Raw genomic sequence first — 16,289 nt, 5'->3', positions numbered from 1 at the left:
CATCGTTCTCCCGTTCACCCGGCACGCCGCCTGGTGCGCTGCCCGGCGCATCACATCCGCTCCGGCGCGCTCACGCCGAGCAGGTCCAGGCCGTTGGCCAGGCCCTGTCGCACGGCCAAGGCCAGCGCCAGGCGCGCGTCGCGCAGGTCCGCGTCCTCCACCAGCACCGGCGTGTTCGCGTACCAGGTGTGGAAAGCATAGGCCAGTTCACGCAGGTACTGGGCGACCAGGTGCGGTTCCAGCGACTGGCCGGCCGCCTCGACCACCTCCGGCCAGCGCGACAGCTCCACCATCAGCGTGAGCGAGCCCTCGTCGTCCAGCTTGCCCAGGTGCGCCAGCGCGTTGGCCTGGTCGTACGCATAGCCCTTCTCGGCGGCCTGGCGCAGCAGGCTGGCGACGCGGGCGTGCGCGTACTGCACGTAGAACACCGGGTTGTCGTTGCTCTGCTGGCGCGCCAGGTCGATGTCGAACACCAGCTGCGAGTCGGGCTTGCGCGCGATCAGGAACCAGCGGGTGGCGTCGCGCCCGGCCTCCTCGATCAGGTCGCGCAGGGTCAGGTACGAACCAGCGCGCTTGGACAGCTTCACTTCCTCGCCGCCGCGCATCACCGTCACCATCTGGTGCAGCACGTACTCCGGCCAACCCTTGGGGATGCCCACGTCCAGCGCCTGCAGGCCGGCGCGCACCCGCGCCAGCGAACCGTGGTGGTCGGCGCCCAGCTCGGTGATCGCGCGCTCGTAGCCGCGCTGCCACTTGCTCAGGTGGTAGGCCACGTCCGGCACGAAGTAGGTGTAGCTGCCGTCGGACTTGCGCATGACCCGGTCCTTGTCGTCGCCGAAGTCGGTGGACTTCAGCCACAGCGCGCCGCCCTCCTCGTAGGTATGGCCCTTGGCGACCAGTTCGCGCACGGTCTCCTCGACCTTGCCGTCGGTGTACAGCGAGCTCTCGAGGAAATAGATGTCGAAGTCGACGCCGAACGCGGCCAGGTCCTGGTTCTGCTCGTTGCGCAGCCAGGCCACGGCGAAGCGGCGGATCGCGTCGGTGTCCTCGACGTCGCCCGCGCCGGCGACCTCGTGGCCCTCGATCTGCACCGTGTCGCCGCGCAGGTAGGCGTCAGCCACGTCCTGGATGTAGTCGCCGTTGTAAGCGTCGGCCGGCCAGTCGCCGTCACCGGGGCGCAGGCCGCGCAGGCGCGCCTGGGTGGAGCGGGCCAGGTTCTCGATCTGCACGCCGGCGTCGTTGTAGTAGAACTCGCGCTTGACGGTCCAGCCGTTGGCGCCGAGCACCCGGGCGATGCAGTCGCCGATCGCCGCGGCGCGGCCGTGGCCGACGTGCAGCGGGCCGGTCGGGTTGGCCGAGACGTACTCCACGCCGGCGACATGGCCGCGGCCGGAGGTGTTGCGGCCGTAGTCCTCGCCGTGTTTCAGCGCGGCGGCGATCTCGCGCTGCCAGGCGCCCGGGGCCAGCTGGAAGTTGATGAAGCCCGGCCCGGCGATCTCGACCCGGGCGACGTCGTCGCTGGCGGGCAGCGCCGCGACCAGCGCCTGCGCCAGCGCGCGCGGGTTGCTGCGCGCGGCCTTGGCCAGCAGCATCGCGGCGTTGGTGGCGAAGTCGCCGTGCTCGCGGGTCTTGGGCCGCTCGACCACGAAGTCCGGGGTGGCAGCGTCGGCCGGCAGGATGCCGCTGGCGCGCAGCGCGTCGATGCCCTGGGTGATCAGGGCGCTGAGGAGGGTTTTCACTCGGGGGGCGGGTTCATGCGGTCTGGTCGGGCATTTTACCCGCTCCGCCGGGCCCGGGCCGGCCTTGGGGATGGCGCCGGTGGGTCCGCGTCCAGTGCCGCGGCCATCGCCGCCAGCCGGGCGACCGTGTTCATGTTGCGCGCGGTGCCGGCGTCCCCGGCCGGGATCCGCAGCCGGGAATCGGCCATGCCGGCGCCGTAGGCCACGTAGATCTCGCGCTCGCCCAGGGCCAGCTGTTCGTCCTTCTGCTGGCTCACCGCCGCCAGCGCGTCGGCAGGCGGGGCATGGTCGAGGAAGATGGCGACGGTGCGGTTGGGCGCCTGGTCGGGGAAGGGATTGGCCGCCAGGATCCGTGCCAGCTCCGCGGCGGTGCGGACCAGCACCCGGACCGGTTTGCCGGCGTAGGCCTGCAGGCGCCGTTCGAGGGCGGCCTTGACCTGCGCCTCGCCGAGCCCGGCGTGGAACACGACATTGCCGCTGGCGATGTAGGTCCGTACCCCGGCATAGCCTTCGGCCTCGCACATGGCCTGCAGTTCCGACATCGGCAGCTTGCCGGTGCCGCCGACGTTGACCGCGCGCAGCAGGGCGGCATAGGCGGGCATCGCGGGCTCCTGGCGGTGGGCGAGGCTGCAATCTACCTTGTGTGCCTGCCTGCGGACGCAGGCGCAGGCGCAGGCGCTCAGACCAGCCCGCGTGCGGCCAGCGACACCGGCTCGCCATCGCCGACCACGAAGTGGTCCAGCAGCCGGACCTCCACCAACGCCAGCGCCTGCTTGAGCCGGACGGTCACGGCGCGATCGGCCGCCGACGGGTCGGCGCAGCCGGACGGGTGGTTGTGGCCGACGATCACCGCCGCGGCGTTGTGCGCCAGGGCGCGGCGCACCACCTCGCGCGGATGCACCTCGGCGCCGTCGATGGTGCCGTGGAACAGCTCCTCGAAGGCCAGCGAGCGGTGCCGGGTGTCCAGGAACAGCGCGGCGAAGACCTCGTGCCGGTGCGGCCGCAGGCGCCGGGCGAAGTAGCGGCCGGCCGCGACCGGGTCGGTCAGTGCCTCGCCGCGCTCCAGCGCCGCGGCCAGGTGGCGGTTGCCCAGTTCCAGCGCCGCGGCCAGCTGGCAGGCGCGGGCCGGCCCCAGGCCCGGCAGCTTGGCCAGGTCGCGCGCAGTACGGTCGAGCAGGGCACGCAGCGGGCCGTGCGCGGCCAGCAGGTCGCGCGAGGTCTGCACTGCGTCGCGGCCGGGCAGGCCCGAGCCGAGGAAGATCGCCAGCAGCTCGGCGTCCGACAGCACCGCCGCGCCGCGGCCGAGCAGCTTCTCGCGGGGACGCTCTGTGCTGGGCCATTCGCGGATGTGCATGGCGTCAGCCTGCCGCGCGGCTGCGCGCGCCGGCATCGGTGCGGCGGGGCGCTTGGAGTAAGCTGGTCGCCCTGTTCAGCGTAGGAAAACTCCAGGTGACTGCTACGGCCACCGGCCCGCTCGGCGGGCAGCGGATCCTGTTGTGCGTCGGCGGCGGGATCGCCGCCTACAAGGCGCTGGAACTGGTGCGGCGCCTGCGCGACGCCGGCGCGGCGGTGCAGGTGGCGATGACCGCCGGCGCCCAGCAGTTCGTCACCCCGCTCAGCTTCCAGGCCCTGTCCGGGCACCCGGCGCGCACCACCCTGTGGGACAGCGCCGCCGAGCAGGCGATGGGCCACCTGGAGCTGGCGCGCTGGGCCGACCGCGTGGTCGTGGCCCCGGCCACCGCCGACCTGCTGGCCAAGCTGGCGCACGGCCTGGCCGACGACCTGGTCAGCACCCTGTGCCTGGCCACCGAGGCGCCGCTGAGCGTGGTCCCGGCGATGAACCACCGCATGTGGCGGCACCCGGCCACCGCCGCCAACGTCGCCCTGCTGCGGTCGCGCGGGGTGCAGGTGATCGGTCCGGACGACGGTCCGCTGGCCGAGGGCGAATCCGGCCCAGGGCGCCTGCGCGAGCCCGACGCGATCGTCGCCGAACTGGCCGCCACGGCCGCACCGCAGGCCGGCCGGCCCGCGCCCCCGGGCCTGCTGCAGGGCCTGAAGGTGGTGGTCAGCGCCGGCCCGACCTACGAGGACCTGGACCCGGTGCGCTACCTGGGCAACCGCAGCAGCGGCAAGATGGGGTTCGCGGTGGCCGCCAGCGCGGCCCGGCAGGGCGCGCAGGTGGTGCTGGTGGCCGGCCCGGTGCAGCTGGACACGCCGCCGGGCGTGCAGCGGGTGGACGTGCGCTCGGCCGCGCAGATGCGCGCGGCGGTGTTCGCCGCCTTGCCGGCCGACATCTACATCGGCGCCGCCGCGGTGGCCGACTACGCCCCGCGCGCGTTCGCGCCGAACAAGATCAAGAAGACCGGCACCGGCGAGACCCTGGCGCTGGACCTGGTCCGCACCCCGGACATCCTGGCCGAGGTCGCCCGCCGCGAGGACGCCGGCCTGAAGCTGGTGGTCGGCTTCGCCGCCGAGACCGACCACGTCGCCGACTACGCCCGCCAGAAGCTGGAATCCAAGCGCCTGGACCTGATCGTGGCCAACCGCGTCGGCGTGCCAGGCGCCGGCTTCGAGAGCGACGACAACGCCATGACCGCCTTCTGGCCCGGCGGCGAGCGCGATTTCCCGCCGGCGCCGAAGGTGCGCCTGGCCGACGGCCTGGTCGAACTGGTCGCCGAGCGGCTGAAGGCATGAACGAGATGACGACCCATCCGGCGATGGTCCACGAGCTGGAAGTGAGGCTGCTGGACCCGCGCTTCGGCGACAGCTGGCCGATGCCCGAGTACGCCACCGCCGCCAGCGCCGGCTTGGACCTGCGCGCGGCGCTGGAGACCGAGCTTGTCCTGCAACCCGGGGACGCGGCGTTGGTACCCAGTGGCCTGTCCATCCACATCGGCGACCCGGGCCTGTGCGCGCTGGTGCTGCCGCGCTCGGGGCTGGGCCACCGCCACGGCATCGTGCTGGGCAACGGCACCGGCCTGATCGACGCCGACTACCAGGGCCCGCTGCTGATCAGCGTCTGGAACCGGGGCCGGGAAGCGTTCACGATCCAGCCGGGGGACCGCATCGCCCAGCTGGTGTTGGCACCGGTCGTGCGTGCGAAGCTGAAGGTGGTGGATACTTTCGCCGGCAGCGCGCGCGGCGAGGGTGGATTCGGCCACACCGGCGTACGTTGAACAGGGGAAAGGAACGCATGGTGCAGATGCAAGCAGGTCCGCTGTCGGCCGGGCAGGTCAGGAGGAGCGCGCCGCTGCTGGCGTTGCTGCTGGCGTTGCTGGCCGCCTGGTTCGCCTGGAGCGGCGTGGCGCAGTGGCGCGCCGACGCGCGCGAGCAGCAGCTGGTCGCGGCCCGTGACGGCATGGTGGCCGCCGCCGCCGCCGCGGTGGCGGCGCAGACCCGCGCCCTGGACGAGCGGCTCGCGCGCGAGGACGTGCAGGCCGCGCTGGCCGCCGCCGATCCGGCCGCCGCCGCCGCCGCGCTGACCGCCGGCTGGAACGGCGTGGAGCATGCGCAGTTCCTGCGCGCCGATCTGGTCGGCGCTTACGCCGATGCGGCCGGCTTCGGCTACGCCCGGCTCGGCCTGCTCGAGAAGGCGATGAGCGACGGCGCCGCGGTGGCTGCGGTGGTCCGCGACGAAGGCGCGCCGCGCCTGGGTCTGGCCGCGCCGGCGGCGCTGGCCGGCGTCCCCGCGGTGGCCTACGTGCGCCTGCCGCTGGCGTCGCTGACCGCGGGCCTGGAACAGGCCGCCGTACCCGGCGGCGCCTACCTGGCGCTGCGCCAGGGCGGCTACAACGTGGCCGAGCGCGGCGACGCCGCGCTGGCCGGCAGCGCCGACGTGCTCTCGCGCGAGGTCGGCAAGACCGGCCTGCGCGCCGCCGCCGCGGTGCCGGACGTGGCCCGCGGCCCGTTCGGGCTGGGCGCCATCCCGTGCCTGGTCGCCGCCGTGGTGCTCGCGCTGCTGGCGGTGCTGGCGATGCTGCTTGCCTACGGCAAGCTGCCGCAGGTGCGCCGCAAGGCGGTGGTGGTCGAGGAGGAAACGCCGACCCTGGGCCAGACCATCCGGCGCGACCAGGAAACGGCGCCGGCCGCCCCGGCGCGCGCCGCGCCGGTGGTGGCCGAGGTCCAGCTGACGCCGGGGATCTTCCGCGCCTACGACATCCGCGGCGTGGTCGGGCGCGAACTGACCCCGCAGGTCGCCGCCTGGATCGGCCAGGCCATCGGCAGCGTGATGGCCGAGCAGGGCCTGACCGAGATCGTGGTCGGCCGCGACGGCCGCCTGTCCGGCCCGGAGCTGGCCGGCGGCCTGATCGAGGGCCTGCGTAAGGCCGGCCGCAACGTGATCGACGTGGGCATGGTCCCGACCCCGGTGGTGTACTTCGCCGCCTACCACCTGCGCGCCGGCAGCGGCGTGGCGGTGACCGGCAGCCACAACCCGCCCGACTACAACGGCTTCAAGGTCGTGGTCGGCGGCGAGACCCTGTCCGGCACCGCCATCCACGACCTGTACGCGCGCATCCGCGACGGTCGCCTGCTCCAGGCCGACAGCGTCGGCTCACTGCAGCAGCAGGCGGTGGACGAGGACTACATCCGCCGCATCGCCGACGACGTGCAGCTGGAGCGGCCGCTGAAGGTGGTGGCCGACGCCGGGAATGGGGTTGCCGGGGACATCGCCCCGCGCCTGCTGGAGGCGATCGGCGCCGAGGTGATCCCGCTGTATTGCGACGTCGACGGCAGCTTCCCCAACCACCATCCAGACCCCAGCGATCCGCACAACCTCGAGGACCTGATCGCCACGGTCAAGCGCTTCGACGCCGACCTGGGCCTGGCCTTCGACGGCGACGGCGACCGCCTGGGCGTGGTCACGAAGGAAGGCCAGATCATCTTCCCCGACCGGCTGCTGATGCTGTACGCGGCCGACGTGCTGATGCGCAACCCGGGTGCGCTGGTGATCTACGACGTCAAGTGCACCGGCAAGCTGTCCGACTACATCCTGCGCCACGGCGGCAGCCCGCTGATGTGGAAGACCGGCCACTCGCTGATCAAGTCCAAGATGCGCGAGACCGAGGCCGAGCTGGCCGGCGAGATGAGCGGCCACTTTTTCTTCAAGGAGCGCTGGTACGGTTTCGACGACGGCCTGTACTCGGCCGCGCGCCTGCTGGAGATCCTGGCCGGCCGCTTCGAGACCCCGTCGGAAGTGCTGGCCGAACTGCCCGACAGCGTGGCCACGCCCGAGATCAAGGTGCCGATGGACGGCGACCCGCACGTGCTGGTCGCGCAGTTCGCCGCCGCCGTGCAGGCCGAGGGCACCGAGTTCGCCAACGCACGCCTGGCCACCATCGACGGCCTGCGCGCGGACTGGAACGACGGCTGGGGCCTGCTGCGCGCCTCCAACACCACGCCGGTGCTGGTGCTGCGCTTCGAGGCCGAAAGCGAGCAGGCACTGGCGCGGATCAAGAACCTCTACCGCGAGCAGCTACGCGTGCTGCTGCCGGAGGCGACGCTGGACTTCTGAGGTGGCGGATCGCGCGCCGGCCACCGCACCGGCGCGCTTCCTGCAGGAGCCCGGCTTGCTGGCGATACGTGCGTCGGGACCACGGGGGCGTCGCCTGGACCGACGGCGTCGGGTCGCCGGCTGAACCCGGCTCCTACAACAGCCCCGGCGCCGCCGCTCTCCTGTAGGAGCTGACTTCAGTCGGCGACACGAGCGTCGGAATCATGAGGACGTCGCCTGCACCGACGGCGTCACGTCGCCGGCAAGCCCGGCTCCTACACACACAGGCCCACGAGGTACGAGGGGCTACTGCCTCGGCGCCGGCGGCAGGTCGATGCCCGCCCGCGTGCCCGGCGCATCACTGGCCCTCAGCTCGCGATACCGCCGCAGGATGTCGTCGATCTCCACGTCCAGCTCGGCGCGCTGGCGCTCGAAGCTGGCCTGCAGCGCGGTGTTGTACCGCAGCTGCGTATGGCGGGTGCGGATGTCCGTGGCCAGCTTCTCGGGAATCGGCTTGCCCGCCAGCTCGCGCTCGCCGGCGGTGCGCAGCAGCGTGACCAGGCCCTCACGCAGGCTGGACACGTTGTAGCGCGAGGTGTTGATGCTGTTGTCGACCAGGTTGACCCGCTCGGCGAACACCCGGCGCAGTTCGTCCTCGGTCTGGAACGAGGTCAGCATCGCCTGGTCGGTGCGGCGCCGGGTCTCGGCGGCCAGCGACTCCATGCGCCGCCTGGTCTCTTCCTCGGCCTGCGCCGCGCGTTCCTCGTCGGTCAGCGCGCGCTGCACCTCGCCGGTGCGCATGCCGCTGCTGATGCTGATCTCCTCGCGCGCGGCGGCCATGGCCTCCGGCGGCAGCGAGTCGGCGCACTTGCGCTGGCCGTTCTCGTTCCAGCAGTACAGCTTCTTGTTCGCCGCCGCCTTGTCCTGCGCGGCCGCCAGCGCCGGCAGGAGCAGGCCCGCCGCGAGCAATCCCGATAGCGATGGATGGAACGTCTTCACTGGCATCACGGCAGCCCCCTGCTGTCAGTCAGCCCGTCGGATCGACGCCGTAGCGGGCCCGGTAGGCGAGCAGCGGCGCGCGGAATGCCGCCAGTTTCTCGTTTCCGTCGGCGAATGCAAGCAGGTCGGCCAGCCCGGCCACCGCCAGCACCGGCACGCCGGCCTCGGCGGCGACCGCCTGGGCGGCCGAGCGGCGGTCGGCCTCGGCGGCGATCTCCTGCCGGTCCAGCGCCACCACGATCCCTGCCACCTGGCCGCCGGCCCCGGCGATCGTCGCCAGTGCCTCGCGGATCGCGGTGCCGGCGGTGATCACGTCGTCCACCACCAGCACCCGGCGCCCGGCCAGCGGCGCGCCGATCAGGGTGCCGCCCTCGCCGTGGGCCTTGGCCTCCTTGCGGTTGAACGCCAGCGGCAGGTCGCGGCCGCGGCCGGCGTACTCGCAGGCCAGCGCGGTGGCCAGCGGGATGCCCTTGTAGGCCGGGCCGAACAGCAGGTCGAACTCCAGCCCGGCCGCGTCGATGGCGTCGGCGTAGCAGGCCGCCAGCGTGGCCAGGGTGGCGCCGCTGTCGAAGCGGCCGGCGTTGAAGAAGTAGGGCGAGACCCGGCCGGACTTGAGGGTGAACTCGCCGAAGCGCAGCGCGTCGGCGTCCAGGGCCAGCTGCAGGAAACGGGTGCGGTGGTCGGACATCGCTGTCGCCGGGGGAGGGGCGGAAGGGGCGGATAGGATACCCGCTGCCCATACCCTGGCCACGAGCGATATCAACCCATGGGCTTGTGGCCCGGGAATGTCACTCATCCCGACACCTTGCCCCGGGAGGCGAGGCGCCTCCGCAACGCAGGATCACTCCTGCCTGGTTCGGACATCCGCAGGGATGGTCGGGTCCGCTTTGCCGTGATTTGTCGGCGACTGGAAAGAATTGCGGTCGGAATGTATGACCTTAGGCATCTTTCTTGGATGCTGGACGGGCGGGTCTCCACCGGTGTCGTCACGGGTCCGAGCCCGTCGAATGCCCTCCTTCTGATCGGAAAGGTCCGGCTTCTCATCCTGGCTGCTCGGGCGTGCCGCAGGTGGATTCCCGGGGGCTTGCGGGGACTGCGCCGGAGCCGGTTCCGATTCCGATTCCGATTCATTGGAGTGTGCAGTGCCGACAAACGCGGCGGCACAAGAAGCGACCGCCACCATCAATATCCTGTACATGGGCGTGTCCGTCCGGATTCCATGAAAACGAAAGTCATGCCGTGTCGCCATGCGTCGCCTTCCAGCCAAGCGTGATGTCGAAGTAGAACCGTCTTCGGCCCTGCCACTCCGGCGCACCTGCGTCCTTCACGTCGACCACCAGTTCGTCTATCACGAATCCATCGCGATGCAGCAGCCGTTGCTGCGAGAGCTTCCCTTCCTCGCCCATCGCCCGGATGACGTGGCGGACCACCGCATGCTCGACGGCTACGTAGTCGCGCGTCTCGGAAACGACCAGCGGGGAGTCGTCCTTGCCGTTGCCGGACAGCACGGGGAAGTCGGGGCCGAGGTCGCGATGGAGCAGTTCCGCCAGGGTCGTCATGGTTGCTATGTCAGGTCAGGGTGGGCTCGGGTGCGGCAACTAGAACTCGGCGGGATCGATGGTCTGCATGCGCATGTTGCCGCCCGCAACGCGGTAGAGGGTCAATGTCGTGTTGCTGTACTTGATGGAAAAGGGGGGCTAGAGGAAATAAATACTTAAAACATATATTTCCTCTGGTCCCTTTTTGCTTGCGCAATGTTGCCGCCTGCAACACGGTAGAGAGTGGATGTCATGTTGCTGTATTCGATGCCGCCGGGATTCTCGGTTTCTTTCAACGTGAACATCCCAGACTTGGATGCATCATCCGAATGGCAGTTCCATCCGGCCCTAACTATTCGGGGCGGCCAGCAGCTTAAATACATCCATAAGCTGGGTCATGCCGGAAGTTACGTACTGATTTGCGTATCCATTCACTCGTGGACTTTCATTTGAATCTGATAGTTCGATCGCTCGTATCCATATGGGTGATAGATGCTGAAGGGCGGACTCTATAGCTTCATGCGGAGAAAAAATGTCCGTCGAGTTTATAAAGTTCACAAACTGATCTATTGCGTAATGATGGTCGTCGCGCACTTCTTTGAAGTACGTAGTTCCGCGAATATCTCCTATCGGCTCCAGTGCAACGCCGCTGGCGAGACCCCACACGTCTTTGCCGGAAACGGGCGAAAATTTCTTGATTGATTCAGGTATCAAGTTGTTTGTTTCCGCAATCGCATAAGCTGCAACTGGGAAAAGAGTGGTTGCAATTCTAGCTAATGCAACTCCTCGGACTGTTGGTGTTCCGCCTAGATTTTTGATTTGTGCTCTATATGCACGCTCACCCTCATCTGCCGCGGTGCGCGCTGAAGAAAAGTAAGTGTCAAATATAGATTTTCTTCCTAAATTTCGCTTTCTAAGGGTGAATACTATTACTGCCAACACGGCAAGGAATAATCCAATTGAGATAATTAATACCATGATCAAGCTCTCCTTGAGCGGGCCGCCATCGTTTCTTTCCTGATGACGCAGGCGGGCGTGCTTTTACTAAGCTTGGTCAAGAGATCCATTTTCTGCCATTTTCCTGCTCCACTCAGTCAGTAGCGGATATGCCTTATCAATTCTCATCTTCGAAATAAGCGTTGCCACCACGAGATGCGATGCATTTCTGGCGCAATAATTGGGAGAATCTCAGACTTTAATAAATTTACTATTTTTTTCTCGCTCGTGCCTCGCGTGAAAACATATGCAACCGAACTATCTTTCTCGGAGATAATCCAAGGCCTGCTTTGCGCATCAAGGCCCAAAGAATCCGGGTCTGGGGCTATGACTATTCTTCCCTGTTTGACCAAATCTTCCACTGCGGCTGCATTGCTTCCTGGGTCGCTTGCTAGGTAGCGAGCTATTAGGCGAACACTCTTTCTGTAATCAGAATCATCCATGGAATTTGGTCATTTCCTGTCGTACGGAAGTGGGCTCCGAGAAATAAGACTCCATTGCGGATTGCCGTTCTCGGAGGCGCGTGCACCAATTTCTAGGAGCAGTCGTTTGGTGGATTCCTCGTCGGCTCCAATGACATGCATCAATGTGTCAATGTTTCGCCACTTGTAATCTGGATGGTCTAGCATTTGCCGGAGCAGATCTCGTCTCGGCTCATCTGCCTTTTTAGCCAAGCGATTTGAGTAGTATTGGTTGGCGATCGAGGCAGCTATCGTTGCAAAGCTTCCGATGATGGCGCCAGCTACGCCAATCAAGGCAATAATGGTGGTGTCAGCCATGCACGTCATAGATTGCACGCCGCTTGGTGTGCAGCCTTGTATTGCTCGTACTTGAGAATCGCGTCCTCGCCGTGCGCGTAGCAGTAGCAGTCGGGGCGTAGACGCGCTTTTCGGTCCTGTACAGGTCTTAGTCGATGCGCCCGACTTGGAGGACATATATTTTCCGCATGCGCCGTCCCTGCCTTGGCCAGCAGCGCCAGGGCGCCGACCACGATCGCGGCGATGGATGTCCGGCCCATGCGCTCCTCCCCTGTACAGGCGCTCCGAACGGCGGCTGTCGGAGTATGGATATTCCGAACTTCAAGAGTCAAGCAGGGCCGGACGACAGCGGTAGGGAAGCTCCATATTTTGATGGCCTGGCATTTCCGGCGGGCCGTAGACATGAAGAGCTTTGGCGACAGGTTGCGCGCCGCGCGCATCGCCGCCGGGATGACCCAGGAGCAACTGGGCTTCGCCCTGGGTGTCACCAAGTCTTCGGTGTCGGCCTGGGAGAACGACCGGGAGACGCCCGGCTTCCGGTTGCTGCCGTCGCTCCGAACGGCGTTGGGATGCTCGCTGGACGAGCTGATCGTCGGTCCGGCGGCTGCGTCGGCGACCCGGGACACGGTCAGGGAGGCGCCGGAGCTCTACATCGGCAACGCGGACGAGAAGACCCTGCTGGTCCGCTATCGGTCGCTTCCGCCCAAGCGGCGCCAGGCCGTGCTGGAGTTGATCAAGCCGGCCAAGTGAAGATGCGGGTACACGCCTCTGCTCGGGTCTTGATCTGCTTTGCGAGTCTTTGCTTCGGGTCGGTGCGACGTGCAGGCCCGTCAGCTTCGGCGTTGACCGACCCTGATCGACAAACGCCAGCCTGAAGTATCGTTAACTTTACATCTATGCAGCGAAGTGTAGTATTCGATACATGGACGCAGAAACCCTCCTCGCGCGCTTTGGCAAGTCGCTGCGCGAGGCCCGCAAGCGGCGCGGCCTGACCCAGGCGCAACTGGCAGCGCTTGCCGGCGTGCCCCGGCTGAAGGTGATCCAGGTCGAACGCGGCGAGGCCTCGGTGTCGATCGGCGCCTATGCCGAGGTCGCCGCGGCGCTGGGACTGGAGTTCACGCCGGTGCCGGCGCGCCGGCCCACGCTGGACGAGGTGGCGGAGTTGCTGGCGAATGGCTAGCGCGCCCGCCATCCCGGCTTCCATCGACCGGTTGCGCGTCGGAACGCCGCAGGGCGACAGCGGCCTCCTGGCCAGGACCGGTGAGGGCTACCTGTTCGGCTACCACGCCGATGCCCCGCGGTCGGCGGAGATCAGCCTGCTGATGCCGCAACGGCCGGAGCAGTACGTCAGCCGGGAACTGCATCCGATCTTCCAGATGAACCTGCCGGAAGGGTACGTGCTGGAACGCCTGCGCCAGCGGCTGGCGAAGGCGACAAGCATGGATCCCATGCTGCTGCTGGCGCTGACCGGGCGCGAGGCGGCGATCGGACGCGTCCATGTCCAGGCGCCTGCCGGACTCGTCGAAGCCTTCGCTCCCGGGGAAGGCGACGGGCGCGGCGAGCGCTTGTCGCAGATCCTGGCCTGGGACGGGGCCGAAGACCTGTTCGAGGAACTGGCCCCGCGCTACCTCTTCCGCACCGGGGTGTCCGGCGTGCAGCCCAAGCTGCTGGTGCCGGAAGCCCGCGAGCCGGACGGCAAGGTGTCGGTCGCCACGGTGGACCTGATCGTCAAGAGCGGCGGCGCCGACTATCCGGGGCTGGCGGTGAACGAGTTCGTCTGCATGTCGATCGCCCGGCGGGCGGGCATTCCCGTGCCGGAGTTCCACCTGTCGGACAATCGGCAACTGTTCGTGATGCGGCGCTTCGACCGGACCGCGGACGGGCAGGCGCTCGGTTTCGAGGAGATGGCCGTGCTGATGGCCAGGGGCGCTGCGCAGAAGTACGAGGGCAGCTACGAGCAGGTGGCCCGGTTCGTGTCGCTGTTCTGCTCGCCGGACCGCCGCCTCGCTTCGCTGGCGCAGTTGTTCGACCAGGTGGCGTTGTCCTGCATCCTCGGCAATGGCGATGCGCACCTGAAGAACTTCGGCGTCCTGTACGGGGATCCCACCTCCGAGGACGTCTGGCTGGCGCCGGCCTACGATCTGGTCAACACGACCGCCTATATCGCCGAGGACAGCCTGGCGTTGACGCTCGGGGGCTCGAAGAGCTTCTTCGCGTCGCGCGTCCACCTGATGGACTTCGCCGGACGTTGCCAGGTCGGCGATCCCCGCGGGCGCATCCTCGGTCTCCTGGCGGCCGTCGAAGCGGGGATGGCGGCACATGCGGGCTTGCTGGCGGAAGCGCCGGTCGTGCGCGCCGGGCTGCGAGGGGCCTTCGAGCAGTTTGCGTCCGGGTTTGTGTCCTGACCGTGTGCAGACGCGGCCGGGCCGCGGCATGGGGGGGGATTCGCCAAGGCGTCGTCTTTGCCGATGGCGTCGGGTCGCGGTCATGCCCGCTCCTACAGGAATGCGTGGGGGCGGATGCCACGGGAGGGATGGGATTCGCTAGGCTAGGGGCTGGTCTGTTCCGGTTCCCCGCATGCGCATCATCAGCTTCAACGCCAACGGCATCCGTTCCGCCGCGAACAAGGGCTTCTTCGACTGGCTCGACGCACAGAAGGCCGATGTGGTCTGCCTGCAGGAGACCAAGTCGCAGGAGGACCAGCTGTCCGACCCGCGCTTCCGCCCCGACGGCCACCACTGCTTCTATCGCGACGCGAGCACCAAGAAGGGCTACAGCGGCGTGGCGATCTATGCCAGGCGCGAGCCCGACGAGGTGCGCACGGCGCTGGGACGACCGGACTTCGACGAGGAAGGCCGCTACATCGAGGCGCGCTTCGGCAACCTGAGCGTGGTCTCGTTCTACATCCCGTCCGGTTCGTCGGGCGAGCTGCGCCAGGGCTACAAGTTCCAGGTGATGGAGTGGCTCAAGCCGATCCTCGACCAGTGGCTGGTCAGCGGCCGCGACTACGTGCTGTGCGGCGACTGGAACATCGTCCGCAGCCGCCTGGACATCAAGAACTGGACCTCCAACCAGAAGAACTCCGGCTGCCTGCCGCCGGAGCGCGACTGGCTCAACGGGCTGTGCGCGGATTGCGACGACGAGGCCGACGCTACCGCCGGGCGCGGCTGGGTCGACGCCTACCGGGTGCTGCATCCGCAAGGCCAGGACTACACCTGGTGGAGCAACCGCGGCGCGGCGCGCGCCAACAACGTGGGATGGCGGATCGACTACCAGTTCGTCACGCCGTCGCTGCGCGATCGCCTGCGCGCCTGCTCGATCTACCGCGAGCAGCGCTTCTCCGACCATGCGCCGTTCACCGTGGACTACGCGGACGCCAGCAAGTGAGCACCGACGCGACCGCCGCGCCGGCCAGGCGCTCCTACAAGGGCTGGGCCGGGATCCGCCGCGCCTTCGGCACGCCCTCGGCGCTGACCATGGCGGTCCTCGGCTTCGGCTGCGGCCTGCCGTTCCTGCCGATCGCGTCGATGACCCTGTCCACGCGCCTGCGCGATTCGGGCCTGGACCTGGGCAGCATCGGCCTGATCAGCCTGGCCAGCTTCTTCTACCTGCTCAAGTTCCTGTGGGCGCCGCTGCTGGACCGCTATCTGTTCAAGCCGCTGGGCTTCCTCGGCCGGCGCCGCTCGTGGCTGCTGGCGGCGCAGCTGGGCGTGGCGGTGGGTCTGGTCGCGCTGGCCTTCGTCCGCCCGGAGCTGGGGGTGATGCCGCTGGTGGGGTGGGTGCTGTTCACCTCTTTCGCCGGCGCCACCCAGGACGCGGTGGTCGATGCCTACCGCATCGAGATCGCGCCGGTCGACGCGCAGGCCGCGCTGGCCGCGACCTATACCCTGGGCTACCGCATCGGCCTGATCCTGGGCGGGGCCGGCGCGCTGTACCTGGCCGACTTCGCCGGCTGGACGGTGGCCTACCTGGGCATGGCCGCGCTGATGGCGCTGCCGCTGCTGGCGACCGTGCTCAGCCGCGAACCGGCCGCGCAGGAACTCACGGTGCAGCGCCGGATCGATTTCCTCGGCGCGTTCTGGCAGCCGTTCGCCAGCTTCTTCCGCAACAACGGCGTGACCTTCGGCCTGGCGCTGCTGGTGTTCGTGGGCCTGTTCAAGTTCCCCGACCAGGTGATCGGAGTGATGGCCGGGCCGTTCTACCTTGACTCGGGCTACACCAAGGCCGACATCGCCACCGTGTCCAAGCTGTACGGGATCTGGGCCGGGATCGGCGGGGCGTTCCTGGGCGGCATATGCGTGGCCGCGTTCGGCTTCCGCCGCATGCTGCTGGTGGCGGCGCTGGGGGTGGCGCTGTCGAACCTGGCGTTCCTGCTGATGGCCCAGCACCCGTCGCAGATCTGGGCGTTCTACGCGGCCATCACCGCCGACAACGTCGCCCAGGGATTCGCCGGGACCACCCTGGTCGCGTTCATGTCGTCGCTGACCGACCGCAACTTCACCGCCACCCAGTTCGCGCTGATGGTGTCGCTGGCCAACCTGCCGGGCAAGTTCGCCGGGGGGCTGTCCGGCTACCTGGTCGAGGCCAGTTCCTACAGCACCTTCTTCGTGCTCAGCGCGCTCACGGTGATACCGACCCTGCTGCTGCTGGCGTGGCTGTGGCCGCGCATCCGCGAGGCCGCGGCGGCGCCAGGGGCCGGCTGAACGGGCGCGGCCGGCGCCGGTACCCGGCCGCGTTCGATTCGTGGCAGTCTTGCGGCATGCCGAGC

At 68.5% G+C, this 16,289-nt stretch carries 17 protein-coding genes; 8 read left to right on the top strand and 9 right to left on the bottom strand.

All coding sequences use genetic code 11. From position 1 onward, the window contains the following. Positions 1–50 precede the first annotated feature (50 nt). The 3 genes from argS to radC form a co-directional block, all read right to left on the bottom strand. Positions 51–1,739, bottom strand: a complete 1,689-nt coding sequence (argS, locus tag WQ53_RS07060) for an arginine--tRNA ligase (protein WP_052631479.1) — start codon at positions 1,737–1,739, stop codon at positions 51–53. Between the two features lie 35 nt (positions 1,740–1,774). Then, positions 1,775–2,341 (bottom strand): DUF1697 domain-containing protein, encoded by a 567-nt coding sequence (locus WQ53_RS07055; protein ID WP_052631477.1) that lies wholly within the window; start codon positions 2,339–2,341, stop codon positions 1,775–1,777. A gap of 77 nt (positions 2,342–2,418) precedes the next feature. Beyond that, positions 2,419–3,093 carry a RadC family protein gene (gene radC, locus WQ53_RS07050; RefSeq protein ID WP_052631475.1) on the bottom strand — a complete coding sequence of 225 codons (675 nt, stop codon included), beginning with the start codon at positions 3,091–3,093 and terminating at the stop codon, positions 2,419–2,421. Positions 3,094–3,188: 95 nt separating this feature from the next. Here radC and coaBC point away from each other — a divergent pair, with 95 nt between their 5' ends. Genes coaBC through WQ53_RS07035 form a run of 3 tightly spaced genes read left to right on the top strand, consistent with a single transcriptional unit; the run spans position 3,189 to position 7,251 of the window. Continuing rightward, positions 3,189–4,433, top strand: a complete 1,245-nt coding sequence (coaBC, locus tag WQ53_RS07045) for a bifunctional phosphopantothenoylcysteine decarboxylase/phosphopantothenate--cysteine ligase CoaBC (RefSeq protein ID WP_052631473.1) — start codon at positions 3,189–3,191, stop codon at positions 4,431–4,433. A gap of 23 nt (positions 4,434–4,456) precedes the next feature. Then, on the top strand, positions 4,457–4,915 hold the full coding sequence (gene dut / locus WQ53_RS07040; RefSeq protein WP_144409401.1) for a dUTP diphosphatase: 459 nt from the start codon (positions 4,457–4,459) through the stop codon (positions 4,913–4,915). Between the two features lie 17 nt (positions 4,916–4,932). Further along, positions 4,933–7,251, top strand: coding sequence for a phosphomannomutase/phosphoglucomutase (locus tag WQ53_RS07035; RefSeq protein WP_052631470.1), 2,319 nt, complete (start codon positions 4,933–4,935; stop codon positions 7,249–7,251). Between the two features lie 285 nt (positions 7,252–7,536). On the opposite strand, the gene WQ53_RS07030 is transcribed toward WQ53_RS07035, so the two are convergent. From WQ53_RS07030 to WQ53_RS16705, 6 genes are all read right to left on the bottom strand, one after another. Beyond that, positions 7,537–8,235, bottom strand: coding sequence for a hypothetical protein (locus tag WQ53_RS07030; protein WP_052631468.1), 699 nt, complete (start codon positions 8,233–8,235; stop codon positions 7,537–7,539). Positions 8,236–8,257: 22 nt separating this feature from the next. Further along, positions 8,258–8,917 (bottom strand): orotate phosphoribosyltransferase, encoded by a 660-nt coding sequence (gene pyrE / locus WQ53_RS07025; protein ID WP_052631466.1) that lies wholly within the window; start codon positions 8,915–8,917, stop codon positions 8,258–8,260. 544 nt (positions 8,918–9,461) lie between these two features. Further along, a complete protein-coding gene (locus tag WQ53_RS07020; protein ID WP_052631464.1) occupies positions 9,462–9,788 on the bottom strand; it encodes a hypothetical protein in 327 nt (108 codons plus the stop codon). 327 nt (positions 9,789–10,115) lie between these two features. After that, a complete protein-coding gene (locus tag WQ53_RS16715; protein ID WP_144409261.1) occupies positions 10,116–10,745 on the bottom strand; it encodes a hypothetical protein in 630 nt (209 codons plus the stop codon). A gap of 143 nt (positions 10,746–10,888) precedes the next feature. Continuing rightward, a complete protein-coding gene (locus WQ53_RS16710) occupies positions 10,889–11,206 on the bottom strand; it encodes a hypothetical protein (protein WP_144409260.1) in 318 nt (105 codons plus the stop codon). 9 nt (positions 11,207–11,215) lie between these two features. Next, positions 11,216–11,542, bottom strand: coding sequence for a hypothetical protein (locus WQ53_RS16705; RefSeq protein WP_144409259.1), 327 nt, complete (start codon positions 11,540–11,542; stop codon positions 11,216–11,218). 351 nt (positions 11,543–11,893) lie between these two features. Between WQ53_RS16705 and WQ53_RS07015 the strand changes: the two genes are divergently transcribed. The 5 genes from WQ53_RS07015 to WQ53_RS06995 all read left to right on the top strand — a co-directional run bounded on the left by WQ53_RS07015 (position 11,894) and on the right by WQ53_RS06995 (position 16,224). After that, positions 11,894–12,271: a helix-turn-helix domain-containing protein gene (locus tag WQ53_RS07015; protein ID WP_236685920.1), complete on the top strand. Its 378-nt coding sequence runs from the start codon at positions 11,894–11,896 to the stop codon at positions 12,269–12,271. Between the two features lie 172 nt (positions 12,272–12,443). Continuing rightward, positions 12,444–12,701, top strand: coding sequence for a helix-turn-helix transcriptional regulator (locus tag WQ53_RS07010; protein ID WP_052631461.1), 258 nt, complete (start codon positions 12,444–12,446; stop codon positions 12,699–12,701). Then, positions 12,604–13,926 (top strand): type II toxin-antitoxin system HipA family toxin, encoded by a 1,323-nt coding sequence (locus WQ53_RS07005; RefSeq protein WP_201774033.1) that lies wholly within the window; start codon positions 12,604–12,606, stop codon positions 13,924–13,926. Before WQ53_RS07010 ends, WQ53_RS07005 begins: the two co-directional genes overlap by 98 nt. Before the next feature lie 172 nt (positions 13,927–14,098). Beyond that, positions 14,099–14,908 (top strand): exodeoxyribonuclease III, encoded by an 810-nt coding sequence (locus tag WQ53_RS07000; RefSeq protein ID WP_052631457.1) that lies wholly within the window; start codon positions 14,099–14,101, stop codon positions 14,906–14,908. Further along, positions 14,905–16,224 (top strand): AmpG family muropeptide MFS transporter, encoded by a 1,320-nt coding sequence (locus WQ53_RS06995; RefSeq protein WP_052631455.1) that lies wholly within the window; start codon positions 14,905–14,907, stop codon positions 16,222–16,224. The genes WQ53_RS07000 and WQ53_RS06995 overlap by 4 nt, the downstream gene beginning before the upstream one ends. The last annotated feature ends 65 nt before the right edge of the window (positions 16,225–16,289 follow it).

The organism is Pseudoxanthomonas suwonensis (assembly GCF_000972865.1).
GTDB classification, from domain to species: Bacteria; Pseudomonadota; Gammaproteobacteria; order Xanthomonadales; family Xanthomonadaceae; genus Pseudoxanthomonas; species Pseudoxanthomonas suwonensis_B.
This window is presented reverse-complemented; position numbering and strand designations above follow the sequence as displayed.

Excerpts from the sequence above, each read along its gene's own strand:
- dut (WP_144409401.1), top strand. The coding sequence starts at position 4,457 with ATGGTCCACGAGCTGGAAGTGAGGCTGCTGGACCCGCGCTTCGGCGAC.
- WQ53_RS07010 (WP_052631461.1), top strand. The coding sequence starts at position 12,444 with ATGGACGCAGAAACCCTCCTCGCGCGCTTTGGCAAGTCGCTGCGCGAG.
- WQ53_RS07015 (WP_236685920.1), top strand. The coding sequence starts at position 11,894 with ATGGCCTGGCATTTCCGGCGGGCCGTAGACATGAAGAGCTTTGGCGAC.
- WQ53_RS16715 (WP_144409261.1), bottom strand. The coding sequence starts at position 10,745 with ATGGTATTAATTATCTCAATTGGATTATTCCTTGCCGTGTTGGCAGTA.
- WQ53_RS07005 (WP_201774033.1), top strand. The coding sequence starts at position 12,604 with ATGCCGAGGTCGCCGCGGCGCTGGGACTGGAGTTCACGCCGGTGCCGG.
- WQ53_RS07020 (WP_052631464.1), bottom strand. The coding sequence starts at position 9,788 with ATGACGACCCTGGCGGAACTGCTCCATCGCGACCTCGGCCCCGACTTC.
- radC (WP_052631475.1), bottom strand. The coding sequence starts at position 3,093 with ATGCACATCCGCGAATGGCCCAGCACAGAGCGTCCCCGCGAGAAGCTG.
- pyrE (WP_052631466.1), bottom strand. The coding sequence starts at position 8,917 with ATGTCCGACCACCGCACCCGTTTCCTGCAGCTGGCCCTGGACGCCGAC.
- WQ53_RS07035 (WP_052631470.1), top strand. The coding sequence starts at position 4,933 with ATGGTGCAGATGCAAGCAGGTCCGCTGTCGGCCGGGCAGGTCAGGAGG.
- WQ53_RS07055 (WP_052631477.1), bottom strand. The coding sequence starts at position 2,341 with ATGCCCGCCTATGCCGCCCTGCTGCGCGCGGTCAACGTCGGCGGCACC.
- WQ53_RS07030 (WP_052631468.1), bottom strand. The coding sequence starts at position 8,235 with ATGCCAGTGAAGACGTTCCATCCATCGCTATCGGGATTGCTCGCGGCG.
- WQ53_RS16710 (WP_144409260.1), bottom strand. The coding sequence starts at position 11,206 with ATGGATGATTCTGATTACAGAAAGAGTGTTCGCCTAATAGCTCGCTAC.
- WQ53_RS16705 (WP_144409259.1), bottom strand. The coding sequence starts at position 11,542 with ATGGCTGACACCACCATTATTGCCTTGATTGGCGTAGCTGGCGCCATC.
- WQ53_RS07000 (WP_052631457.1), top strand. The coding sequence starts at position 14,099 with ATGCGCATCATCAGCTTCAACGCCAACGGCATCCGTTCCGCCGCGAAC.